This is a genomic window from Sphingomonas bisphenolicum, assembly GCF_024349785.1.
Lineage (GTDB): Bacteria > Pseudomonadota > Alphaproteobacteria > Sphingomonadales > Sphingomonadaceae > Sphingobium > Sphingobium bisphenolicum.
In genome coordinates, this window is the sequence record NZ_AP018817.1 from 501,820 (window position 1) to 522,500 (window position 20,681).

Consider the following 20,681-nt stretch of genomic DNA (forward strand, 5'->3'; position numbering starts at 1 on the left):
ATGATAATGAAGGGGACGTTGCGCCTGATGAGCGCGGCTGGAGCATTGATGCTCGCCGCCACCGCGGCGCCGGCCATGGCCGGAACCACCGCGGATCTGCTGAAGCGGCTGCACGAAAAGGGCATCCTGACCGATGATGAATATCAGGAGTTGGCGAAGGGTCAGACCGCCGAGGCGGCGCAGACCGCCGCGGCTCCTGCCCCGGCGGTGACCCCCGACGCATCCGGGGGGGCGGGCTATGTGCGCATGACCGACAGTGGCGTGGGTCTCCAGATTGGCGACGTGACGCTGAAATTCTCCGGCTCGGTCAACGGCTTCTACGTCCATGACAATGGCGATACGCCCAGCGCCACAACCACGGTGACCGGCGGTGTCGCGACCGTGGGCGGCAGCAGTTCGGCCGTCCGCAACGGCCTGCTCCCCGGCTTCCTGAAAGTGGAAGCCTCAACCAGCCTGGACGGCTGGGACGTGGGCGCCCATTTCGGCATGTATCCCGGCATCAATTCGGTCAATTATGCGGCCGGCGGCGGCGCCAACAGTGCCGGCAATCCCCGCGCGCTGCAAACCGCGGGCATCGACTTTCGCCAGACCTATCTGACCTTCGGTCGCGCCGGCTTCGGCGAGGTGAAGATCGGCCGCGACATCGGCCTGTTCCAGTCCGAATCGATCCTCAACGACATCACCCTGCTGTCGTCGGGCACACCTGCGGGCAATGTCGCCCCCTCCAACACGACGCTCGGTCGTATCGGCACCGGCTATATCTACACCGACTTCCAGCCGCAGATCACCTATACCACACCCAGTTTCAGCGGCTTCACCGCCAGTGTGGGCATATTCGAACCCTTGTCCTCGCTGACGGGGCCGGCCGAGACTAACAAGCAGCCGGGCTTCCAGGCGAAATTCGTCTATGACGGCAAGTTCGGTGACGTCGGCACCCGCCTGTGGGTGTCGGGCGTGACGCAGAAGCATAATGTCGATGCCGGGCCGGACTATACCGGCTGGGGCTGGGACGCAGGCGCGAAGGTCACGTTCGGGCCGGTCACGGTGGTCGGCACCTATTATGACGCATCGGGACTGGGCACCACCGCGCTCAACCTGTTCGACACTGATGGCCTGGGCAACAAGCGCGACAGCCACGGCTTTTACCTGCAGGGGTTGGCCACGTTCGGCAAATTCTCGGTCGGCGGCAGCTATGGCGAAAGCAATCTCGACTACGCCACTATCGCCGATGCGCTGGCCAATCCGACGCTGGTCGACAAGAATAGCAGTTGGGTCGGTCAGGTCCGCTACGGCCTCAACAGTTGGGTGACGCTGCTCGGCGAATATGTGAACAGCCGGTCGGAAGCGCATAACGGTAATCGGGCGACGTCGGACGCCATCGCGGCGGGAGCGATTCTCTTCTTCTGACGCGTCATGTGACCAAAGGACCAATGTCATGGGGCGGGGGCTGCATCCTAATAAGGTGCAGCCCCTTTCCATTTGCAAAAGGCATGGAAAATAAGGAGAGGGGCGTCGAGGGGATCGCCATGAAAATTTTCATTCTGCCCGCTATCTTGCTGTCCGTACCCACAGCCGCCTTGGCCCAGGCGCCCGATGATGCGCCGGGCGACTCATCGCAGATCATCGTCACCGGCGCGGGGTTGGACCTGCCGCCCGGCACGCCGGCTTACGGGTCGGTGGTGATCGACCGGCAGCGGCTGCTCGACAGCGCATCGGGGCGGATAGAAAGCGTGCTGGGCGATGTCGCGGGCTTCCAGCAATTCCGGCGGTCGGACAGCCGATCGTCAAACCCATCCAACCAGGGCGCGACCTTGCGCGCGCTGGGCGGCAATGCATCGAGCCGGACGTTGATGCTGCTCGACGGCGTGCCGATCGCCGATCCCTTCTTTGGCTATATCCCGTTCAGCGCGCTGGCGCCCGAACGCCTGTCCGTAGTCCGCGTCACCCGCGGCGGCGGCATCGGCGCCTTCGGCGCAGGTGCGGTCGCCGGGACGATCGAACTGGCCAGCGCGACGCGCGCGCAACTGCCCGATTTTTCCGCCAGCGCCTTCTATGGCAGCCGCGATTCGACCGAAGTCTCCGCCGGACTGACCCAGGATCTGGGCGGCGGCTATGTCTCGCTGTCGGGCCGCTGGGACCGGGGCGACGGATTCCAGACCACGCCCGGGGATCAGCGCGTCGCCGCCACCGTGCCGGCCGCCTATGACGGCTGGTCGACCAATCTCCGTGCGGTCGCCCCGATTGCCGCCACGTCGGAACTGCAATTCCGCGCGACCCTGTTCGAGGATAACCGCACGCTACGCTTCGCCGGGGCCGACAGCATGAGCCAGGGGCAGGACGCCAGCATCCGCTATATCAATCGCGGCGCGTGGCAGGTCGATGCGCTGGCCTATATCCAGGCGCGCAACTTCTCCAACATCGTCATCTCCTCGTCGACCTTCCGCAAATCGCTGGACCAGCGCAACACCCCCTCCACCGGCATCGGCGGCAAGATCGAGATCCGGCCGCCGGTCGGCCCGGACCATGTGCTGCGGCTGGGCGTCGATACGCGCTTCGCCACCGGCGACATGTATGAGGACGCCTATAACGCCAATATTGCCACCAATCCGCGCACCTTCCTGCGCCATGCCGGCGGCGACCAGTGGACGAGCGGCATCTTTGCCGAGGATGACTGGACGCCGGAAGGTCTTGGGGGCCGGCTGGTTTTGACCGGCGGGGCGCGCGCCGATCGCTGGTCGATCCGCAATGGCTTCTACAAGGAGGTCAATGCCACCACGAGCGCCGTGTCCAAGGATTTCGGCTATGCCGACCGGTCCGCCTGGGAAATATCCGGCCGGGTCGGCGCGCTCTATCGCGCCAGCGACGCGATCGCGCTGCGGGCGGCCGCCTATAGCGGCTTCCGCCTGCCGACGCTCAATGAACTTTACCGGCCGTTCGTCGTCTTTCCGGTCACCACGCGCGCCAACGAAGCACTCAAGCCGGAAAAATTGAAGGGCGCCGAAGCCGGCATCGATCTGACCCCGGCCAAGGGCGTCACCTTGTCCGCCACCGCCTTCTACAATCGGCTGGACGACGCCATTGCCAATGTCACCATTTCAGCGGACGGGAACACGCGCCAGCGCCAGAATGTGAATCGCGTCGTGGCGAAGGGCATCGAACTCACGGCCAGCGCCCATGTCGATGATTTTAGCGTCTCTGCTTCCTATGCTTATAGCCACAGCATTGTGCACGCGCCGGGTGCGCTGTTCGACGGATTGTCCCCTGCTCAGACGCCGCGCCACGCCGCCAGCGGAACAATAGCATGGGCGCCGGCCCATGGTCCGTCATTATCGACGACATTGCGTTATACATTCAAGCAATATGAGGACGATCTGCACAAAGACGTGCTGCCCGCCGCCATCACCTGCGACGCCATCGCGCGCCTGCCGATCGGCCATGGCGTCAGTCTGGTGGCGCGGGGCGAAAATCTGTTCGATGAACGGGTCGTTACGCGGCAGGTGACGACCAACGGCATTCCCTCCACAGACCTGGGTACGCCGCGCACGCTGTGGATCGGCGTCAGCTTCGGGGGCTGACACGATTCGGGCGATCCTGCTCCCCACGGCTTTACTGTTGGCAAACCTGGTCGCCTTCGCCCTCTTTGGCATGGACAAGCGGCGTGCCCGGCTGAGGCTGCGCCGCTTGTCCGAACGTACGCTGCTCTTATGGGCGCTGGCGGGCGGGTCGGCGGGTGCGCTCGTCGGTCGGCGGCTGTTTCGCCACAAGACGCGCAAGCAGCCCTTCTCGACCCTGTTATGGCTGATCGTCGCGGCGCAGGCGGTGGCGGCCGCCGCCTGGGCAATGCGTTGATCGTCGGATGTCCGGGGGAGAAATGGTGCTGCCGGTGAGGATTGAACTCACGACCTCAGCCTTACCAAGGATGCGCTCTACCACTGAGCTACGGCAGCACTCTATTTCTGTCCCGAGGCGCCGTTCGCGCTTCGGAGGCCGGGCCTATGGCCGCCCCCCGTCCCGATGTCAAGGCGGGTTGCGGCCGAGTACGCATTTTGCTTAAGCCCATGGCATGGCTGAAACGCAGGACGAGAAAAAGACAAGGCTGGCGCAGGCGCTGCGCGACAATCTGCGCCGGCGCAAGGCCCAGACGCGCGAGGCTTCGCGGGAGGGCGCAACGCCGCCTCCCGCCGAAGACCCGAAGGACTGATGCTTAGAGCGGCGCGCAGGCGGCCTTCAGCCAGGCGAGCGCGTCGCCCTCCAGTTGCGGGCCGACCAAGTCCAGCACCGTTGTATGATAGGCGTCGATCCAGGCGCGCTCCTCGCTGCTCAGCAGGTCGATAGAGATGAGGGCGCGGTCGATCGGCGCGAAGGTCAGCGTCTCGAAACCGAGCATGTCCTTTTCTGCGCCGGGCACCGTGCGTTCCTCGACCAGCACCAGATTCTCGATGCGGATGCCATATTCGCCAGTCTTGTAATAACCCGGCTCGTTGGAGAGGATCATGCCCGCGACCAGCGGCTCGTCCCCGCCGCCGAAGGTGGCGATCCGCTGCGGCCCTTCATGCACCGACAGGAAGCTGCCGACGCCATGGCCGGTGCCATGGGCATAATCCAGACCTTCGGCCCAGAGATATTGCCGCGCCAGCACATCGAGCTGGCCGCCCCGCGTCCCCTTCGGAAAGATGGCGCGGGCGAGCGCGACATGGCCCTTGAGGACCAGGGTGAAGCGGCGGCGCATTTCGTCGGTCGGCGTGCCGATCGCCAGGGTGCGGGTGACGTCGGTGGTGCCGTCGCGATACTGTCCGCCCGAATCGACCAGATAGAGGCTGTTCAGCTCGATCGGGCGATTGGTCTTTTCCTCGGCGCGATAATGGACGACGGCGCCGTTCGGCCCCGCGCCGCTGATCGTGTCGAAGGACAGATCCTCCAGCAGGCCGGTCTCCTTGCGGAATGCCTCCAGCCGGTCGGACGCAGACAGTTCGGTCAGGCCGCCCTTGGGCGCTTCGACCGAAACCCAATGCAGGAAGCGGCTGAGCGCCGCGCCGTCGCGTGCCTGTGCAGCCTTATGCCCCGCAATTTCGATGTCGTTCTTGATCGCCTTGGGTAGCACGGCCGGATCGCGCAGCGACAGCACGGTCGCGCCGCCTTGGTCCAGCCCGGTGAAGATCGCGGCCACCGCCCGCTCGGGGTCGGCGACGACGGTCTTGCCGGCGAAATCCTGGAGCGCAGCGGCGAAGGTCTCACCGTCCAGGACACGCACCGCATTGCCCAGATGCTGAGCGACGGCCTCGTCCATTTTTTCCGGGGCGACGTAGAGGTCGGCGGTCGCGTCGGCATGGACGATGGCATAAGCGAGCGCGACCGGCGTGCGATCCACGTCCTTGCCCCGGATGTTGAAGGTCCAGGCGATCGAATCGAGGGCGGAGAGGACGACGGCGTCGGCCTTTTTCGACACCAGCCAGTCGGCCATGGCGGCGCGTTTCTCCGCAGCCGACCGGCCGGCGAAGCGGTCGCCATGGACAACCAGCTTGGCGTCGCTGCGCGCCGGCCGATCGGGCCAGACGGCGTCGACCGGGTTGGTGTCCACCGCCACCAGTTCCGCGCCCTTCTCGGCCAGCGCCTGCGTCGCCTGTTCCACCCAGGCGCGCGTGTGGAGCCAGGGATCGTAGCCGATCCGCGCGCCCTGGCCGGCATGATCCTTCAGCCAGGCGGCGATGGAGGTCTGCGGCACGCTTTCATATTGCCAATGGGCGCCGTCCACCTGCTCGCGTACTTGCAGCGTATAGCGGCCGTCGACGAAGATCGCGGCTTCCTGCGGCAGCACCACGGCGCTGCCTGCCGACCCCTGGAATCCGGTCAGCCAGGCGAGCCGCTGCGCATAGGCGCCGACATATTCGCTCATATGCTCGTCGGTCAGCGGCACCACGAAACCATCGAGCTTCTGGCGCACCAGTTGCGCGCGCAGGGCCTTCAGGCGGTCTTCATAACTGGACATCACAATTCCCTTGGATCATGTCGGGCCTCTTGCGTCGGCCATAATGCCGACAACATAGAGGGGCGAGCGCGCTTATTCCAGCGCATGACCCCGTCTGGACCATGGATAGTTAATGACCGATCAAATGCAGCCCCCCCTTCTGCCCCCCGTCGCCGAGCGCCGTCCGCACAGCGTCACGCATCATGGCGTCACGGTGGACGATCCCTGGGCATGGCTGCGCGACCCGGGCTATCCGGATGTGAAGGACAAGGATGTGCTGGCCTATCTGGAGGCGGAGAATGGCTGGTTCGACGGCGCGATGGCGCCGCACAAGCCGCTGCTCGACACGCTGTTCGCCGAGATGAAGGGGCGCATCAAGGAAGACGACCAGTCGGTGCCGCAGAAGGATGGCGACTATGTCTATTGGCGCGCCTTCGAAACCGGCGCGCAATATCGCAAATGGTATCGCAGGCCCGTTGCCGGTGGCGACGACCAGTTGATCCTGGACGAACCCGCTCTGGCGGAGGGGCATGACTATTTCCGGCTGGGCGCGATGTCGGTCAGCCCTGATGGCCGCTATCTCGCCTACGCGATCGACACCAATGGCTCGGAACGGTTCGAGGCGCGGATCAAGGACCTGTTTTCGGGCGACATCCTGCCGGAGGTAATCCCCGACACATTGTCGTCGCTGGTATGGACGGCGGATAGCAAGGGGCTGCTCTATGGCATGGCCAATGAGAATTGGCGGACCGACAACGCCCGGCTGCACTGGCTGGGACAGGATGTGGCGAGCGATGTCGAGCTGTTCCATGAGGATGATGAGGGGTTCCGCGTCTCGATCGGCCTCACCTCCTCGGAAAAATATATCGTCATCGCGACCGGCGACCATGTGACCAGCGAAGCCTGGCTGATTCCGTCGGATGATCCCACGGCCGCGCCGCTACTGGTCGCGGCGCGCCAGCCCGGCCGCGAATATGATGTCGATGAGCATGAGGGCACGCTCTACATCAAGACCAACGACAACCATCCCAATTTCCGGCTGGTGAAGGCGACGCTGGACGCGCCCGACCGGTGGGAGGAAGTCATCGCGCCCGACGCCCATTTCTACCTGACCGACTTCACCCTGTTCAAGAACTTCTACGTCACCGAAGGGCGGCAGGACGGGTTGGACCAGATCGAGCTGCGCGATTATGCGACACACACGCCCAAGCGCATTCCCTTCCCCGAAGCGAGCTATTCCGCGTCGCTGGACGACAATCCCGAATATGACGTGACCAAGCTGCGCATCGGTTATGAATCGATGGTCACGCCCGACACCATCTATGATTATGATCTGGCGACCGGCGCGCTCGATGTTCTGAAGATGCAGGAAATTCCGTCGGGCTATGACGCCAGCCGCTACGCCACCGAACGGCTGATGATCGCGGCGCGGGATGGCACGCAGATCCCGGTGTCGATCGTCTACCCCGCCGACATGCCCCGCGACGGCAGCGCGCCGCTGCATCTCTATGGCTATGGCGCCTATGGGCTGGCGATGGAGCCAGGCTTTTCCACCAGCCGGCTGTCGCTGCTCGATCGCGGCTTCGCCTTTGCGCTGGCGCATATTCGCGGCGGCGATGACCTGGGCCAGCAATGGTATCTGGATGGGAAGCTGGACAAGCGGGTCAACACATTCACCGATTTCGTGGACGTGGCGAAGGGGCTGATCGACCTGGGCTATACATCCAAGGGCCGGATCAGCATTTCGGGCGGGTCGGCCGGTGGCGAGTTGATGGGCGCGGTGGTCAATAGCGATCCCGACCTGTGGGGCGCGGTGGTGGCGCATGTGCCCTTCGTCGACGTGCTCAACACCATGCTGGACGAAACGCTTCCCTTAACGCCGGGCGAATGGCCCGAATGGGGCAATCCGATCGAGGACGAGGCCGCGTTCCATACGATCCAATCCTACGACCCCTATACTCATGTCAGCGCGCAGGCCTATCCGCCGCTGATGGTGACGGCCGGGCTGAACGACCCGCGCGTCACCTATTGGGAGCCGGCGAAGTGGGTGGCGAAGCTGCGCGCGACCAAGACGGACGACAATATCTTGCTGCTCAAGACCAATATGGGTGCAGGCCATGGCGGCAAATCGGGGCGGTTCGAAAGCCTGCACGAGACGGCCGAAGAGTTCGCCTTCATCCTGTGGCAATTGGGCATCGAGGGGTGAAGGCAACGCCTTTCTTCCGGTCGGGTTGAGCCTGTCGCAGCCCGGCACTTTCTTCAAGGATGCCCTGCGACAGGCTAAAGGCGAACGGAGTGAGGTTATGGCGTCCAGTTTCACCAAGTCGTTCACCGCATTACCCGAACATATCGATGTTCTGGGCCATGTGAACAATGCCGTCTGGGTCCAGTGGATGGAGCAGGTGTCGGTCGAACATTGGATGACGCACGCCCTGCCCTCCCATGTCGACGCCTATATCTGGGTCGTGACCCGGCATGAGGTGGATTATCGCGGCAATGTGACCGAAGGCGAGACCGTGACGGCGCGGACCTGGATTCCCGATCCGCCGCGCGGCGCGCGTTTCGACCGGTTGATCGAATTCATCGGGCCGGATGGCAAGGTGAAGGTCGCCGCCCGATCGACCTGGGCGATGATAGACAAGGAAACGGCGCGATTGATGCGAGTGCCTGCTGAAGTAGCGGCACCTTTCCTGAACCTCAGATAAAGGAACTACTGACAAGACCGGGACGTTTCTCCGCCCGTCATGCACAATGACAGGAGAATAAAATGCATAATCATTTCGGGTCCACCCTGCGTGGTTTTCTTGCCGCATCCGCCCTTGTCCTGACGGCTACTCCCGCTTTCGCCGGTGACGAGGAACGGGCACTTGCTGCGATCGCGCAGGCCCAGGGCAAGATCAACGCCGCCCAGCGCCTGCCCACCACCAATCCCGCCACGCCTGAACTGCTGGCCAAAGCGCAGTCATCGCTGCGGCTGGCCCAGGAAAGCTACAAGAGCGGCAAGGAACAGGCCGCAATCAAGTCCGCCGTCGAGGCGCAGCAATATGCCGACACGATGATCGGCGAGAGCCAGCAGCAATCCAATATGGACGCGCAGGCGCAGGCGCAGGCGACCGTCGATGCCCAGGCCGAGGCCGGCGCCGCCAATGCCCGCGCCGACGCCGCAGAGCGGGCAGCCGCCTCCGCCGCCGCCGATGCCCAGGCAGCGCGCAACGCCGCCGCCCTCGCCGCGGCCACGCCGGCCACCACCACCGTGACGACCGAAACGGTCAAGCCGGCCGCGGCGCGGAGTACCGCGCCCAGACGCAAGGTCGTGCGCAAGACGACCACCACCGCGCCCCGCACCTCGGTCGCCGAACGAACGACGACCACGGTCACCACGCATAATTGACCGGCAGAACCGACCTGATGACGCCCTCTCGATCAAAGGATCAGGAGGGCGTCACGACCTCGAACATATCCGCGATGCCCGGCTCGCTTGGCATCGTCTCCCGCTCCGCCGCCTGACGCGCCCACATGAGCGCATAAAGACCGTCGGCCCGGACCAGATCGGCATGGCGGCCGCGTTCCACGATCACGCCCTTGTCGAGCACGATGATCTCGTCCGCATCGACCACGGTCGAGAGGCGATGCGCCACCACCAGAGTCGTGCGCTGACGACTGATGTCGCGCAATACGGTCTGGATTTCCGTTTCGGTACGGCTGTCGAGCGCGCTGGTCGCTTCGTCCAGCACCAGCACCGGCGGGTCTTTGAGCAAGGTGCGGGCGATCGCCACGCGCTGTTTTTCGCCGCCCGACAATTTGAGGCCGCGTTCGCCGACGCGGGTGTCATAGCCCTTGGGCAGGCTGAGGATGAAGTCGTGGATCGACGCCGCCTTCGCCGCGGCCTCGATCTCCTGCCGGGTCGCGCCTTCGCGGCCATAGCCGATATTATAGCCGACCGTGTCGTTGAACAGCACCATGTCCTGCGGCACGATGCCGATCGACGCGCGCAGCGACTGTTGCGTGACCTGTGCGATGTCCTGCCCGTCGATCGACACCTGGCCCGACTGGATATCGTAGAAGCGAAACAGGATGCGGGCGATGGTGGACTTGCCCGCACCGGACGGGCCGACGATCGCCAGTGTCTTTCCGGCTGGGACGGTAAAGCTGACATCGTGCAGGATTTCGCGTTCCGGATCATAGCCGAAGCGGACATGATCGAAACGGACAGCGCCGCCATGGGCTTGCAGGTCGCGGGCATCGGGGGCGTCGGCAATCTCCTGCGGCGTGTCGATCAGCTTGTACATCGCCTCCATGTCGATCAACCCCTGGCGGATGGTGCGATAGACCATGCCGAGCAGGTCGAGCGGGCGGAACAGCTGGGATAGCAGCGTGTTGACCAGCACCACGTCGCCGGTGGTGAACTGCCCGCGGCTCCAGCCCCAGACGGTATAGGCCATGGCCCCTGCCATCATCAGGTTGGTGATGAGCGACTGGCCGATATTGAGCCAGGCGAGGCTGTTCTCGCTCTTGACCGCCGCCTGGGCATAGCGGCGCATCGCCGTGCCGTAGCGGGTGGCTTCGCGCTGTTCCGCGCCGAAATATTTGACCGTCTCGAAATTGAGCAGGCTGTCGACGGCGTGGGCGACGGCATTGGTGTCCATATCCACCATGTCGCGACGCAACTGGTTGCGCCATTCGGTGACGGTGCGGGTGAAGCCGATATAGAGCGCCACCATGACGAGCGTCGCGACGACCAGGCCGGGGCCGAACTTGACGAAGAAAATGGCGCAGACCGCGACCAGTTCCAGCACGGTCGGCGCGATGTTGAACAGCAGGAAATAGAGCATCGTGTCGATGCTCTTGGTGCCGCGCTCCACGATCTTGGTGACGGCGCCGGTGCGGCGGTCGAGATGGAAGCGCAGCGACAGGCGATGGAGATGCACGAACACATCGTCCGCCAGCCGCCGCCCCGCCTCCTGCCCGACCTTTTCGAACACCGCATTGCGGAGGTTGTCGAACAGGACGCTGCCAAAGCGTGCACCAGCATAGACCGCGACCAGCGCCATGGCGAGACCGACGGCCGGCTCCAGTCCCGGCGCCATCCGGTCGATCGCGGCCTTGTAGGCAAAGGGCATGGCGAGGCTGACGACCTTCGCCAGCAAGACCAGCCCCATGGCGAGCGCCACCCGGCGGCGCAGCGCGGCCGAGTCTGCTGGCCAGAGATAGGGGAGGAAGCGGCGCAAGGTCGCCCAGATGGGCGGGATCGGCGCGGAGGAAGCGGTATCGGGGGGCATTGGCCGCATGTAGGCGCAATGGCGCGGCAATCCAATGGGATGATCCAGCCATCGAAACTGTGCTGATGCGCGCACGCACCCTGACGACGGGACGTGCCGGAGGAACAAAGCGACGTCTTCCCCCTTTTCCTTTGCAGCGACGCGGGGCATGGTGGGTGCATCGCGGCGCATCGCAGGAGGCAAGGCAGGCGCATGTTCGGGGCATTATGGAATCGGATTTTCGGAAACAAAGCCGATCGCCCGGAACCCAAAGCGCCGCAACCCGCGCTCGAGGCCAGTTACGACCCGGTCGCCGCGCTGCGCGATCTGGTGCGGCGCGACGTCGCGGGCGGCTTTTTCGACGACGACGCGATATTGACCAATGCGAACGACATGTTCGAGGAGGAACTGCCCCGGCCGCTGCTGCGGGTCGAGGCGTCGGCGGCGTTGCGCGCGGCGCTGGCCGAACATCGCGCCGCCGAACAGGGCTGGTCCGACACGACCGATTGCGACCGGCTGGATGCCGCTTTCGCCGCGCTGGAGGAACAGGGCGTGGTCGCGCGGCAGAATTTCACCTGCTGCGGCACATGCGGCGCGACCGAAATCTGGGACGAGATCGAGGCTGCGCAGGAGGAAGGCGTGGCGGTGGAGGGCTATGCCTTTTTCCACATGCAGGACACCGAGTCCGCCGTGGAAGGCCATGGCCTCTATCTGAACTATGGCGCGTGCGAACAGGGCGAGGATGGGGCGATCGCGATCGGCCATCGTATCGTCGCCGCGCTGGAAGCGCAGGGCCTGAGCACCGGATGGGACGGTCGGCTGGAGCAGCGGATCAGCGTGGCGCTGGACTGGAAGAAGCGGCGCGGCGTGCGGGTGCTGGAAGGCTGATTGCGCGCCGCAGCCACATATGTAGGTGACAGGCCGAAGATATAGGGCGAAGTTCACTCCATTGTCGGGCTTTTCGGGTCGAAGCGCTCCCAAGGCTTCTGCAAGGCGCGCCCGAAGCGTCACCGACGCGCCCCCAAAGCGCCCCTTCCTATCGTCGGTCGGGCGACGCCCGCGCCATGATCGATGGATAATGGCCGGGCCATCAACCGATCATGCAGCATCAGCGCCTCATTCCAGTTCCGGTCGAACTCCGTGCCCGCTAGGCGGCGGCGGAGACGATGCGCGCTGGACGGCGACAGGCCCACCGCGCACGCGGCATGGCGCACGCTGCCGGTCTGTAGCAAGGTGCCGAGAAAGGACGCCTGCAACGCGGGCGTCCAGCGGGCGCGGCGTTTTGGGGCGGGGCCGGCGGGCGGATTGGGGAGAGGCTGCTGTTCCATCCATCAGGATGGATCAGAGGATTTCCTAATAGGAAAGGGCTGATGCAGCGGGGGCGAGATGCTGACGGAACCAGTCGGCGAGGTCTTCTTCGGAGAGGGTGCCGGCGGCCAGTTCGAGGAATGCGACGACCAGTTCGGCGTCGGTCGCATTCAGGCTATGGCCGTTCAGGAGCAGGAAGGTTTCGCTAACTACCGCAGCGATCCGCTTGTTGCCATCGACGAAGGGATGATTACGGGCGAGGCCATAGGCATAGGCGGCGGCCAGAGCAGCGGCGTCCGGATCGCCATAAGCTGCAAGATTTTCTGCCCGGGCCATCGCGCTTTCAAACAGGCCACGATCGCGCAGGGCATCGCCACCCCCGCCATGTTCGGCGATCTGTTCGGCATGGGCGGCCTCCGCCACGGCGAGCGTGACCCAGACCCAGTTCTGCCGCGCCATTATTTGGCGAGTTCGCGCAACGCCCGCTTGCGCCGGGCCATCACGTCGCGCGCCGCCGCCATCTGCGCGTCGAAGTCCGGTTCGGCAGCGGACAATTCGATCCCGCGGGGGGTGATGACGACGGAGAGACTATCCCCGGCGGCGGCGTTGAGATGGGCGAGCAACTCCTTGGGGAGGATGACCCCGGCGCTGTTGCCGATCTTCGTGATTTTGAGGGGCATGTTCATACGGGAGTTATAACATAAAGTTGTATCGTCGCCAAATGCCCCATGTCGAGGCTAGCCCGCTATTGGTGCATGGCCATAATAAGCGAAGATTTCCATCATTCGGTCAGCGCTGATCCCATGCTCCTGTGCAACAGCCAATGGATAATCGTCATCCATCACCCAAAGGAGTGGGCGCTTCCTGCCGGGCCGAAGTTGAACCCATACACCGATAGCCTCATTCCCATCAAAGTCAGCCAACCGATTGCAGAGCCAGCCACTCCACAATTCCTCCTGCGAAGGATGGATTGAATCAAAGCCTTCTATATATTTTTCAAAGTTTTGCCGTGAGAGCGTGGACCAGCAGCCAAAGCCGAAATCGTCACACATGCCCTGCACGGGGATAGTCAATATGCAACGGACGAAGAAATGCTCGCCGTTCAGCACGCAAAAATCCTCGGACAGAAAATCGCCGTCCATTCTCAACGCGCCATTCGGTTCATATTCGGGAACATGGGGCCATGGATCGGGCGCGTGCGCTGCTAAGTCGAACGGCCAACGATGTTCCTGATCGCACGAGCCACAGAGCCAGCGCCCCTTCTGCAATTGTTCAGATGACGTCGAAGCGCGAGCGAGGCGCAGAATATTCCACATATGCTGCGCCCAGTTCGGCATCAATCATGCTCCCTGCCGCCAGCACCCATATAGAGCTCGCTGCCATTGTCCTTGAAGACCTTGCTCATCTCTTCCATGCCCTTGAGCGCGGCGGCCTTGCTGGCGGCGGCGGTTTCTGCGCCGGTGGGGCCGGTGGCGATGAAGCCTTCGACATTCTGGTTCTGCTTGGCGGCGAAGTCGCGGACGTCCTGGCTGATCTGCATCGAGCAGAATTTGGGGCCGCACATCGAACAGAAATGCGCGCTTTTCGCGCCTTCGGCGGGGAGCGTCTGATCGTGATATTGTTCCGCCGTTTCGGGGTCGAGCGACAGGTTGAACTGGTCGCGCCAGCGGAATTCGAAGCGGGCGCGGCTGAGCGCGTCGTCGCGAACCCTGGCGGCGGGGTGGCCCTTGGCCAGATCGGCGGCATGGGCGGCGAGCTTGTAGGTGACGACGCCGACCTTCACATCGTCGCGGTCGGGCAGGCCCAGATGCTCCTTGGGCGTGACGTAGCAGAGCATCGCCGTGCCGTACCAGCCGATCATCGCAGCGCCGATGCCCGACGTGATATGGTCGTAGCCCGGCGCGATGTCAGTGGTGAGCGGCCCAAGCGTATAGAAGGGCGCTTCGCCGCAGACCTGCAACTGCTTGTCCATATTCTCCTTGATCTTGTGCATGGGCACATGGCCCGGCCCTTCGATCATGACCTGCACATCCTGTTTCCAGGCGCGGTGGGTCAGTTCGCCCAGCGTGTAGAGTTCGGAGAATTGCGCTTCGTCATTGGCGTCGGCGATCGATCCGGGGCGCAGGCCGTCGCCCAAGGAATAGGCGATGTCATAGGCCTTCATGATCTCCGTGATCTCGTCGAAATGCTCGTAGAGGAAGCTTTCCTTGTGATGGGCGAGGCACCATTTCGCCATGATCGATCCGCCGCGCGAGACGATGCCAGTGACGCGCCTGGCCGCCATCGGGATATAGGCGAGGCGCACGCCCGCATGGATGGTGAAATAATCGACGCCCTGCTCCGCCTGCTCGATCAGCGTGTCGCGGAATATGTCCCATGTCAGGTCTTCGGCGACGCCACCGACCTTTTCCAGCGCCTGGTAGATGGGGACGGTGCCGATCGGGACGGGCGAGTTGCGCAGGATCCATTCGCGCGTGTCGTGGATGTTGCGCCCGGTGCTGAGGTCCATGACCGTGTCCGCACCCCAGCGGATCGACCAGACCAGCTTGTCGACTTCGCTCGCCACGTCGGACGCGACGGCGCTGTTGCCGATATTGGCGTTGATCTTGACCAGGAAATTGCGGCCGATCGCCATCGGCTCGGATTCGGGATGGTTGATGTTGTTGGGGATGATGGCGCGGCCGCGGGCGATTTCGTCGCGGACGAATTCGGGCGTCACATAATCGGGGATGGACGCGCCAAAGCTTTCGCCGTCGCGGACATAGGATGCGAGTCGGGCGCGGCCAAGATTTTCGCGTTCCGCCACATATTCCATTTCCGGCGTGATGATGCCGCGGCGGGCATAATGCATCTGGGAGACGTTGGCGCCGGGCCTGGCGCGCAGCGGGCGCTTGACGAGGTTCGGGAAGGGCTGGACGCGTCCATTTCTGGATTCCGTCACCGTCGAGACTGTGCCGGTGGCGCTGCGATCCGGGCCTTTGAGGCCATTATCCTCCGGCTTGATTGCGCGGGCGGCATATTCCTCGACATGGCCGCGGGCCATGATCCAGTCGCGCCGCAACTGGGGCAGTCCCGCCATGATGTCGATGCGGACATCGGGATCGCTATAGGGGCCGGACGTGTCGTAGACGCGCACCGGCGGCTCGCCGCTGCCCGGTTCCAGATGGATTTCGCGCATCGCGACCTTCAGCGGGCCGACATGGATCTTCTTCGACCCCCGGATGGGGCCGGTGGTGACTTTCATAGCGGCCTGCCGGCCGGTGGAGCCTTCGGCTTCGGGCATTTCGGTGCGGGCGGCGACATCTGCCATGAGGATACCTTTCAGACGGAAAGTGTGGCGCGGCCGGTGAGGCCCGCAAGGAAGAGGAGAAGGCCGAGTATCAGGGCGATCAGCGCCCAGGTGCGGATGAAATTCGTCGACCAGTGGCCGATGCGGATCAGCGGACCAGGTACGGCCAGCAAGGTCGCGCCTTCGATCAGGGCGACATAGCCGATCAGGCTGACGATAATGGCGAGCGGGTCGGTCCAGATGCTGTGGATCAGCACCAGCGTGCCGCCGACGGCGAAGACGGCGAAGCCCAGCGCCACGACCAGCCCCGGCGACCGGTTGAGATCGTCCATTACCGCGCGCCAGCGCTGCGGACTGGCAAGCCCGCCCAGGCCGATGACAATCATGTAGAGGCCGATAATTTCGGCCAGGCGCAGCGTCAGAACGGAAATCGTATCCATGGGCCGCCTCTCTTCGTCTCTTTTCAAGGACGCGGGGCGGGTGCGGTCTGCTGGTTACACAAGCCGTTCCCTCCCTACGCCGGTCTCAACCAGATCAGGTTCAACGGGTCGTGGCCACATCAGCCACCTCTCAACCGCCTGTGCGCGGTCCCCCGGGGATGCTGGACAGGGTAAGGACTAAACGGCACAAGGTCCAGCACCATATGTTCGATCACCCATCCTCCGACCGGCCTGGTCCCGATCTGTCGACCAAGGCTGGCCGCAAGGCGTGGCGGCACGAGATGCGGATGGTGGCGGTGCGGCCGCGCCGCTGGGGACTGTGGCTGCTGACGCTGGGTTTCCTGCTGGTGATGGCCCCTGCCGCCTTCGGCCTGCACAGCCTATGGGGCTGGTCGCCCAGTTTCATCGGGAGCCTGTTGATGCTGGCGGCGTTACCCCTGTTGATAGCGAGCGCGGTGTTGCGGGCGCGCTATATGAAGGGGCGATCGACATTGCCGGGGGACAAGCACTGATGAAAAAGAGGATGACGCTGTTGGTGACTGCGGCTTTGTTGACCGGCGCCGGCGCGCCCCCTTCGACTGTTTCGGCCCCTGCCCCGGCGGATGACCCGTTCCTATGGCTGGAGGATTGGACCGGCCCGCGCGCGATGCAATGGGTGGAGGCGGAGAATAAGGCGACGGTCTCGACCTTGCAGGGCGATCCGCGCTATGCCGGTTACTTCAAGGACGCGCTGGCGATCGCATCGGCCAAGGACCGGATCGCCATGCCGATGCTGATCCACGGCCGGGTCTATAATGTCTGGCGCGACACCGATCATCCGCAGGGCATATGGCGCTATACCAGCGAGGCTGATTATGCGACCGACGCGCCGCGCTGGACGACGGTGCTGGACCTGGACGCGCTGTCGAAGGCCGATGGCAAGAAGTGGGTGTGGAAGGGCGCGTCCATCCTGGACCCCGACGAGCGGCTGGCGCTGATCCATTTGTCCGATGGCGGCGAGGATGCCGTGACCTTGCGCGAGTTCGATCTGGTGACCGGGCAGTTCGTGGAGGGCGGGTTCGCCATTCCCACCTCCAAACAGAATGAGGACTGGCTGGACAAGGACACGATCCTGCTCGCCCGCGATTGGGGCGCCGATGCACAGGGGGGCAGCATGACGGCGTCGGGCTATCCCTTCGTGGTGAAGACATTGAAGCGCGGGCAGCCGCTGTCCGCCGCACAGGAAATCTATCGCGGCGCGCCCAGCGATCAGGTCGGGACGTTTCCCATGGTCCTGTCTGATGGCGGGGGCAATCGCGCCGCTTTCCTCTATCGCGGCGTCACCTTCTTCGGCAACGAAACCTATCTCGTCACCGCCGATGGCGTGAAGAAGCTCCCCCTGCCGGCCAAGAGCCAGTTGCAGGGCATGGTACAGGGTCAGGTGCTGATCCAGACCAGTCAGGACTGGGCCAGCGGCGGGGTGACCGTCCCGACGGGATCGCTGGCGGCGGTGCCGTTGAAGGCGCTGCAATCCGGCGAGACATTGAAGCCGCAGATTCTGTTCGCGCCCAATGCGCGCCAGTCGATCGATGGGGTGACGGCGACAAAGGATCGGGTGATCCTGGCCATCAACGACAATGTGCGCGGACGGGTGCAGGTGCTGACGCCGGGCAAGGACAGGTGGACGACCACCCCCGTCGCCCTGCCCGACAATGCGACCATCTCGATCGCGGCATCCACTCACAAGAGCGACAAGGCCTATCTGTCGGTCGCCGGCTTCCTGGCGCCGACGACGCTCTGGGCGATCGACGCGGCAAAACCCGCGCCGCGCCAGGTGAAGGCGATGCCTGCGCGGTTCGACGCCGCTGGCCTGATGGTCGATCAGTTCGAGGCGACATCGACCGACGGGACGAAAATCCCCTATTTCATCGTCCACCGCAAGGATATGAAGCCGGACGGTTCCACCCCGGCGATCATGACCGCCTATGGCGGCTTCGAGGTGCCGATGACGCCCAGCTATGCGGCGATCACCGGCAAGCTGTGGCTGGAACGGGGTAACAGTTTCGTGCTGGCCAATATCCGTGGCGGTGGCGAGTTCGGCCCGGCCTGGCATGAGGCGGGGCTGAAGACCAAGCGGCAGATCATCTATGATGATTTCGCGGCGGTGGCGCAGGATATTTTTGCGCGCAAATTATCGTCGCCCGGGAAATTCGGCATCTATGGCGGGTCCAACGGCGGCCTGTTGATGGGCGTCGAGTTCAACCAGCATCCCGACCTCTGGAACGCGGTAACGATCCAGGTGCCTTTGCTGGATATGGTGCGCTACGAGCAGATCGCGGCCGGCGCGTCCTGGGTCGATGAATATGGCAGCGTGTCGGTGCCGGAGGAGAAGGCGTTTCTGCAAAGGATTTCGCCTTATGCGAACATCCGGCGGGGGGTGAAATATCCCACGCCCTATATCTGGACGACGACCAAGGATGACCGGGTCGGGCCGCAACATGCGCGCAAGTTCGCGGCGCGGCTGAAGGATTATGGGCTGCCCTATTATTTCTATGAGGATACGGCAGGCGGCCATGCGGGCGACGCGGATATCGCGCAGGGCGCGCGGTTGCAGGCGATGCAGATGGTGTATTTCAGTCGGCAGTTGGAAGGCGCCGATCGGTGACATGGGGTCGGCGGCGGGAGATGTCCGCCGCCCGGCATGTTGGGTTGGACATGGCGCGGGCAATAAAAAACCCCGCTTTGTGGGCGGGGTTATGGGGTGCAATGGACCCCGGCCTTTGCCGGGGCCACGCAAATCTTTGCGTTCGCGTTGCTCACTGGGATGTAATCTGGTTGGGGGAGCAGGATTTATGGGCCTTTGGCCCATGGTCTTCGCCGGGCTTGCCCGGTTCCGGCTGAACGCGACCTTCAGCTTATGAGCCTGACGGGACGGCAGCACCAAAGGCAGTTCGGGTGGAACGCCGACGGCCTGATGATCCTGGGGATCATCGGGCCAGGTCGTCTGACTGCTGACGTGGGCTGTGGTTCATTGGGTGCGACCTGTGGTTGCGGGAGCAGGATTTGAACCTGCGACCTTCAGGTTATGAGCCTGACGAGCTACCGGGCTGCTCCATCCCGCGCCAGAGGCACGACCAGAGATCGCAAAAGACGTTGTGAATGGGTTTTTTTGTGTTCCGATATATGCGCGAGCTTCAATGCCTGGCGACGCCCTACTCTTCCAGTGCTTGAGCAATAGTACCATCGGCGCAGACTGGTTTCACGGCCGAGTTCGGGATGGGATCGGGTGGGTCACAGACGCTATGGTCACCAAGCAATGAAGCTGGCGCATATATGGGTTTTTGATCGATGCCGTGCACATTTTGGTTCGTATATAAACATATATCTGGGCTGGCTTAACAACCTACGATCGCTGACATGCGCTGGAGACCAGTGCTGTCGTTGATGGTGGGACTCTTAAGCGCGAATAGGACAATTAGTATCGGTTAGCTTCATGCGTTACCGCACTTCCACATCCGATCTATCAAGGTCGTGGTCTTCGACCGTCCTAAGAAATCTTATCTTGAGGGAGGCTTCCCGCTTAGATGCTTTCAGCGGTTATCCCGTCCATACATAGCTACCCAGCTGCGCTCCTGGCGGAACGACTGGTACACCAGAGGTATGTTCAACCCGGTCCTCTCGTACTAGGGTCAACTCCTCTCAAATTTCGACGCCCACGGCAGATAGGGACCAAACTGTCTCGCGACGTTCTGAACCCAGCTCACGTACCACTTTAATTGGCGAACAGCCAAACCCTTGGGACCTGCTCCAGCCCCAGGATGTGATGAGCCGACATCGAGGTGCCAAACGATTCCGTCGATATGAGCTCTTGGGAATCATCAGCCTGTTATCCCCGGCGTACCTTTTATCCGTTGAGCGATGGCCCTTCCACGAGGGACCACCGGATCACTATGACCGACTTTCGTCTCTGCTCGACTTGTCAGTCTCGCAGTCAGGCGGGCTTATGCCATTGCACTCTAACAGACGGTTTCCAACCGTCCTGAGCCCACCATCGCGCGCCTCCGTTACTCTTTAGGAGGCGACCGCCCCAGTCAAACTACCCACCACAGAGGGTCCCTGTACCGGATAACGGTACGAGGTTAGACATCAGAAAACAGCAGGGTGGTATTTCACCTATGGCTCCACATCAACTGGCGTCGATGCTTCAAAGCCTCCCACCTATGCTACACAGCTCTTTCCTAATGCCACTCTGAAGTTGCAGTAAAGGTGCACGGGGTCTTTCCGTCTAACCGCGGGTACTCCGCATCTTCACGGAGAATTCAATTTCGCTGAGCATATCCTGGAGACAGTGGGGAAGTCGTTACGCCATTCGTGCAGGTCGGAACTTACCCGACAAGGAATTTCGCTACCTTAGGACCGTTATAGTTACGGCCGCCGTTTAC

Annotated in this window: 18 protein-coding genes, 2 tRNA genes, 2 rRNA genes and 1 riboswitch (1 of these 23 running past the window's edge); of the genes, 10 read left to right on the forward strand and 12 right to left on the reverse strand. The window is 63.4% G+C overall.

Going from position 1 to position 20,681, the window contains the following annotated elements; genetic code table 11:
• Positions 1 to 6: 6 nt before the first annotated feature.
• The 3 genes from SBA_RS02400 (at position 7) to SBA_RS02410 (ending at position 3,849) form a co-directional block, all read left to right on the forward strand.
• A complete protein-coding gene (locus tag SBA_RS02400; protein ID WP_261935771.1) occupies positions 7 to 1,407 on the forward strand; it encodes a porin family protein in 1,401 nt (466 codons plus the stop codon).
• 119 nt (positions 1,408 to 1,526) lie between these two features.
• Positions 1,527 to 3,575 carry a TonB-dependent receptor plug domain-containing protein gene (locus SBA_RS02405; RefSeq protein ID WP_261935772.1) on the forward strand — a complete coding sequence of 683 codons (2,049 nt, stop codon included), beginning with the start codon at positions 1,527 to 1,529 and terminating at the stop codon, positions 3,573 to 3,575.
• Between the two features lie 37 nt (positions 3,576 to 3,612).
• Positions 3,613 to 3,849: a DUF1294 domain-containing protein gene (locus SBA_RS02410; RefSeq protein WP_261935773.1), complete on the forward strand. Its 237-nt coding sequence runs from the start codon at positions 3,613 to 3,615 to the stop codon at positions 3,847 to 3,849.
• A 23-nt stretch (positions 3,850 to 3,872) separates the two neighbouring features.
• On the opposite strand, the gene SBA_RS02415 is transcribed toward SBA_RS02410, so the two are convergent.
• Positions 3,873 to 3,947: transfer RNA gene (locus SBA_RS02415), tRNA-Thr, on the reverse strand.
• A gap of 116 nt (positions 3,948 to 4,063) precedes the next feature.
• On the opposite strand from SBA_RS02415, the gene SBA_RS02420 reads away from it, so the two are divergent.
• A complete protein-coding gene (locus tag SBA_RS02420) occupies positions 4,064 to 4,201 on the forward strand; it encodes a hypothetical protein (protein WP_165363661.1) in 138 nt (45 codons plus the stop codon).
• A gap of 3 nt (positions 4,202 to 4,204) precedes the next feature.
• Here the strand turns inward: SBA_RS02420 and SBA_RS02425 are convergent, their stop codons facing one another.
• Positions 4,205 to 5,986, reverse strand: a complete 1,782-nt coding sequence (locus SBA_RS02425; protein ID WP_261935774.1) for an aminopeptidase P family protein — start codon at positions 5,984 to 5,986, stop codon at positions 4,205 to 4,207.
• Positions 5,987 to 6,098: 112 nt separating this feature from the next.
• Here SBA_RS02425 and SBA_RS02430 point away from each other — a divergent pair, with 112 nt between their 5' ends.
• From SBA_RS02430 to SBA_RS02440, 3 genes are all read left to right on the forward strand, one after another.
• The gene (locus tag SBA_RS02430) at positions 6,099 to 8,171 is read left to right on the forward strand and encodes a S9 family peptidase (RefSeq protein ID WP_261935775.1); all 2,073 of its coding nucleotides are present in this window, start codon (positions 6,099 to 6,101) and stop codon (positions 8,169 to 8,171) included.
• Between the two features lie 97 nt (positions 8,172 to 8,268).
• Positions 8,269 to 8,670 (forward strand): acyl-CoA thioesterase, encoded by a 402-nt coding sequence (locus SBA_RS02435; protein ID WP_261935776.1) that lies wholly within the window; start codon positions 8,269 to 8,271, stop codon positions 8,668 to 8,670.
• Positions 8,671 to 8,732: 62 nt separating this feature from the next.
• Positions 8,733 to 9,356 carry a hypothetical protein gene (locus tag SBA_RS02440; RefSeq protein ID WP_261935777.1) on the forward strand — a complete coding sequence of 208 codons (624 nt, stop codon included), beginning with the start codon at positions 8,733 to 8,735 and terminating at the stop codon, positions 9,354 to 9,356.
• A gap of 40 nt (positions 9,357 to 9,396) precedes the next feature.
• Here the strand turns inward: SBA_RS02440 and SBA_RS02445 are convergent, their stop codons facing one another.
• Complete coding sequence (locus SBA_RS02445) at positions 9,397 to 11,244, reverse strand: ABCB family ABC transporter ATP-binding protein/permease (RefSeq protein ID WP_261935778.1); 1,848 nt, start codon at positions 11,242 to 11,244, stop codon at positions 9,397 to 9,399.
• 192 nt (positions 11,245 to 11,436) lie between these two features.
• On the opposite strand from SBA_RS02445, the gene SBA_RS02450 reads away from it, so the two are divergent.
• The gene (locus SBA_RS02450; protein ID WP_261935779.1) at positions 11,437 to 12,111 is read left to right on the forward strand and encodes a DUF6891 domain-containing protein; all 675 of its coding nucleotides are present in this window, start codon (positions 11,437 to 11,439) and stop codon (positions 12,109 to 12,111) included.
• Between the two features lie 119 nt (positions 12,112 to 12,230).
• Here the strand turns inward: SBA_RS02450 and SBA_RS02455 are convergent, their stop codons facing one another.
• From SBA_RS02455 to SBA_RS02480, 6 genes are read right to left on the reverse strand one after another with little or no spacing between them, the layout of a single operon-like run.
• Positions 12,231 to 12,551 carry a LysR family transcriptional regulator gene (locus tag SBA_RS02455; RefSeq protein WP_261935780.1) on the reverse strand — a complete coding sequence of 107 codons (321 nt, stop codon included), beginning with the start codon at positions 12,549 to 12,551 and terminating at the stop codon, positions 12,231 to 12,233.
• A 25-nt stretch (positions 12,552 to 12,576) separates the two neighbouring features.
• Positions 12,577 to 12,990: a type II toxin-antitoxin system death-on-curing family toxin gene (locus SBA_RS02460; protein WP_224548960.1), complete on the reverse strand. Its 414-nt coding sequence runs from the start codon at positions 12,988 to 12,990 to the stop codon at positions 12,577 to 12,579.
• The gene (locus SBA_RS02465; RefSeq protein ID WP_224548961.1) at positions 12,990 to 13,217 is read right to left on the reverse strand and encodes an AbrB/MazE/SpoVT family DNA-binding domain-containing protein; all 228 of its coding nucleotides are present in this window, start codon (positions 13,215 to 13,217) and stop codon (positions 12,990 to 12,992) included. The genes SBA_RS02460 and SBA_RS02465 overlap by 1 nt, the downstream gene beginning before the upstream one ends.
• A gap of 51 nt (positions 13,218 to 13,268) precedes the next feature.
• Positions 13,269 to 13,868, reverse strand: a complete 600-nt coding sequence (locus SBA_RS02470; protein WP_224548962.1) for a DUF2199 domain-containing protein — start codon at positions 13,866 to 13,868, stop codon at positions 13,269 to 13,271.
• Positions 13,868 to 15,841: a phosphomethylpyrimidine synthase ThiC gene (gene thiC, locus SBA_RS02475; protein ID WP_390902367.1), complete on the reverse strand. Its 1,974-nt coding sequence runs from the start codon at positions 15,839 to 15,841 to the stop codon at positions 13,868 to 13,870. The genes SBA_RS02470 and thiC overlap by 1 nt, the downstream gene beginning before the upstream one ends.
• A gap of 11 nt (positions 15,842 to 15,852) precedes the next feature.
• Positions 15,853 to 16,260, reverse strand: coding sequence for a DUF2065 domain-containing protein (locus SBA_RS02480; protein ID WP_224548964.1), 408 nt, complete (start codon positions 16,258 to 16,260; stop codon positions 15,853 to 15,855).
• Between the two features lie 54 nt (positions 16,261 to 16,314).
• A riboswitch (TPP riboswitch) is annotated at positions 16,315 to 16,425 on the reverse strand.
• Positions 16,426 to 16,463: 38 nt separating this feature from the next.
• Here SBA_RS02480 and SBA_RS02485 point away from each other — a divergent pair.
• Both SBA_RS02485 and SBA_RS02490 read left to right on the forward strand, forming a co-directional pair.
• Complete coding sequence (locus SBA_RS02485; RefSeq protein ID WP_261935781.1) at positions 16,464 to 16,772, forward strand: hypothetical protein; 309 nt, start codon at positions 16,464 to 16,466, stop codon at positions 16,770 to 16,772.
• 11 nt (positions 16,773 to 16,783) lie between these two features.
• A complete protein-coding gene (locus SBA_RS02490) occupies positions 16,784 to 18,904 on the forward strand; it encodes a prolyl oligopeptidase family serine peptidase (RefSeq protein ID WP_261935782.1) in 2,121 nt (706 codons plus the stop codon).
• Positions 18,905 to 19,284: 380 nt separating this feature from the next.
• Here the strand turns inward: SBA_RS02490 and SBA_RS02495 are convergent.
• The 3 genes from SBA_RS02495 to SBA_RS02505 form a co-directional block, all read right to left on the reverse strand.
• Positions 19,285 to 19,361: transfer RNA gene (locus SBA_RS02495), tRNA-Met, on the reverse strand.
• 77 nt (positions 19,362 to 19,438) lie between these two features.
• Positions 19,439 to 19,553 (reverse strand): 5S ribosomal RNA (gene rrf / locus SBA_RS02500).
• A 142-nt stretch (positions 19,554 to 19,695) separates the two neighbouring features.
• Positions 19,696 to 20,681: ribosomal RNA gene (locus SBA_RS02505) — 23S ribosomal RNA — on the reverse strand (it continues 1,808 nt past the right edge of the window).

Bases quoted from the DNA above. Each gene is read 5' to 3' on its own strand.
- SBA_RS02400 (WP_261935771.1), top strand. From the start codon at position 7: ATGAAGGGGACGTTGCGCCTGATGAGCGCGGCTGGAGCATTGATGCTC.
- SBA_RS02405 (WP_261935772.1), top strand. From the start codon at position 1,527: ATGAAAATTTTCATTCTGCCCGCTATCTTGCTGTCCGTACCCACAGCC.
- SBA_RS02420 (WP_165363661.1), top strand. From the start codon at position 4,064: ATGGCTGAAACGCAGGACGAGAAAAAGACAAGGCTGGCGCAGGCGCTG.
- SBA_RS02425 (WP_261935774.1), bottom strand. From the start codon at position 5,986: ATGTCCAGTTATGAAGACCGCCTGAAGGCCCTGCGCGCGCAACTGGTG.
- SBA_RS02430 (WP_261935775.1), top strand. From the start codon at position 6,099: ATGACCGATCAAATGCAGCCCCCCCTTCTGCCCCCCGTCGCCGAGCGC.
- SBA_RS02435 (WP_261935776.1), top strand. From the start codon at position 8,269: ATGGCGTCCAGTTTCACCAAGTCGTTCACCGCATTACCCGAACATATC.
- SBA_RS02440 (WP_261935777.1), top strand. From the start codon at position 8,733: ATGCATAATCATTTCGGGTCCACCCTGCGTGGTTTTCTTGCCGCATCC.
- SBA_RS02445 (WP_261935778.1), bottom strand. From the start codon at position 11,244: ATGCCCCCCGATACCGCTTCCTCCGCGCCGATCCCGCCCATCTGGGCG.
- SBA_RS02450 (WP_261935779.1), top strand. From the start codon at position 11,437: ATGTTCGGGGCATTATGGAATCGGATTTTCGGAAACAAAGCCGATCGC.
- SBA_RS02455 (WP_261935780.1), bottom strand. From the start codon at position 12,551: ATGGAACAGCAGCCTCTCCCCAATCCGCCCGCCGGCCCCGCCCCAAAA.
- SBA_RS02460 (WP_224548960.1), bottom strand. From the start codon at position 12,990: ATGGCGCGGCAGAACTGGGTCTGGGTCACGCTCGCCGTGGCGGAGGCC.
- SBA_RS02465 (WP_224548961.1), bottom strand. From the start codon at position 13,217: ATGAACATGCCCCTCAAAATCACGAAGATCGGCAACAGCGCCGGGGTC.
- SBA_RS02470 (WP_224548962.1), bottom strand. From the start codon at position 13,868: ATGCCGAACTGGGCGCAGCATATGTGGAATATTCTGCGCCTCGCTCGC.
- thiC (WP_390902367.1), bottom strand. From the start codon at position 15,841: ATGGCAGATGTCGCCGCCCGCACCGAAATGCCCGAAGCCGAAGGCTCC.
- SBA_RS02480 (WP_224548964.1), bottom strand. From the start codon at position 16,260: ATGGATACGATTTCCGTTCTGACGCTGCGCCTGGCCGAAATTATCGGC.
- SBA_RS02485 (WP_261935781.1), top strand. From the start codon at position 16,464: ATGTTCGATCACCCATCCTCCGACCGGCCTGGTCCCGATCTGTCGACC.
- SBA_RS02490 (WP_261935782.1), top strand. From the start codon at position 16,784: ATGACGCTGTTGGTGACTGCGGCTTTGTTGACCGGCGCCGGCGCGCCC.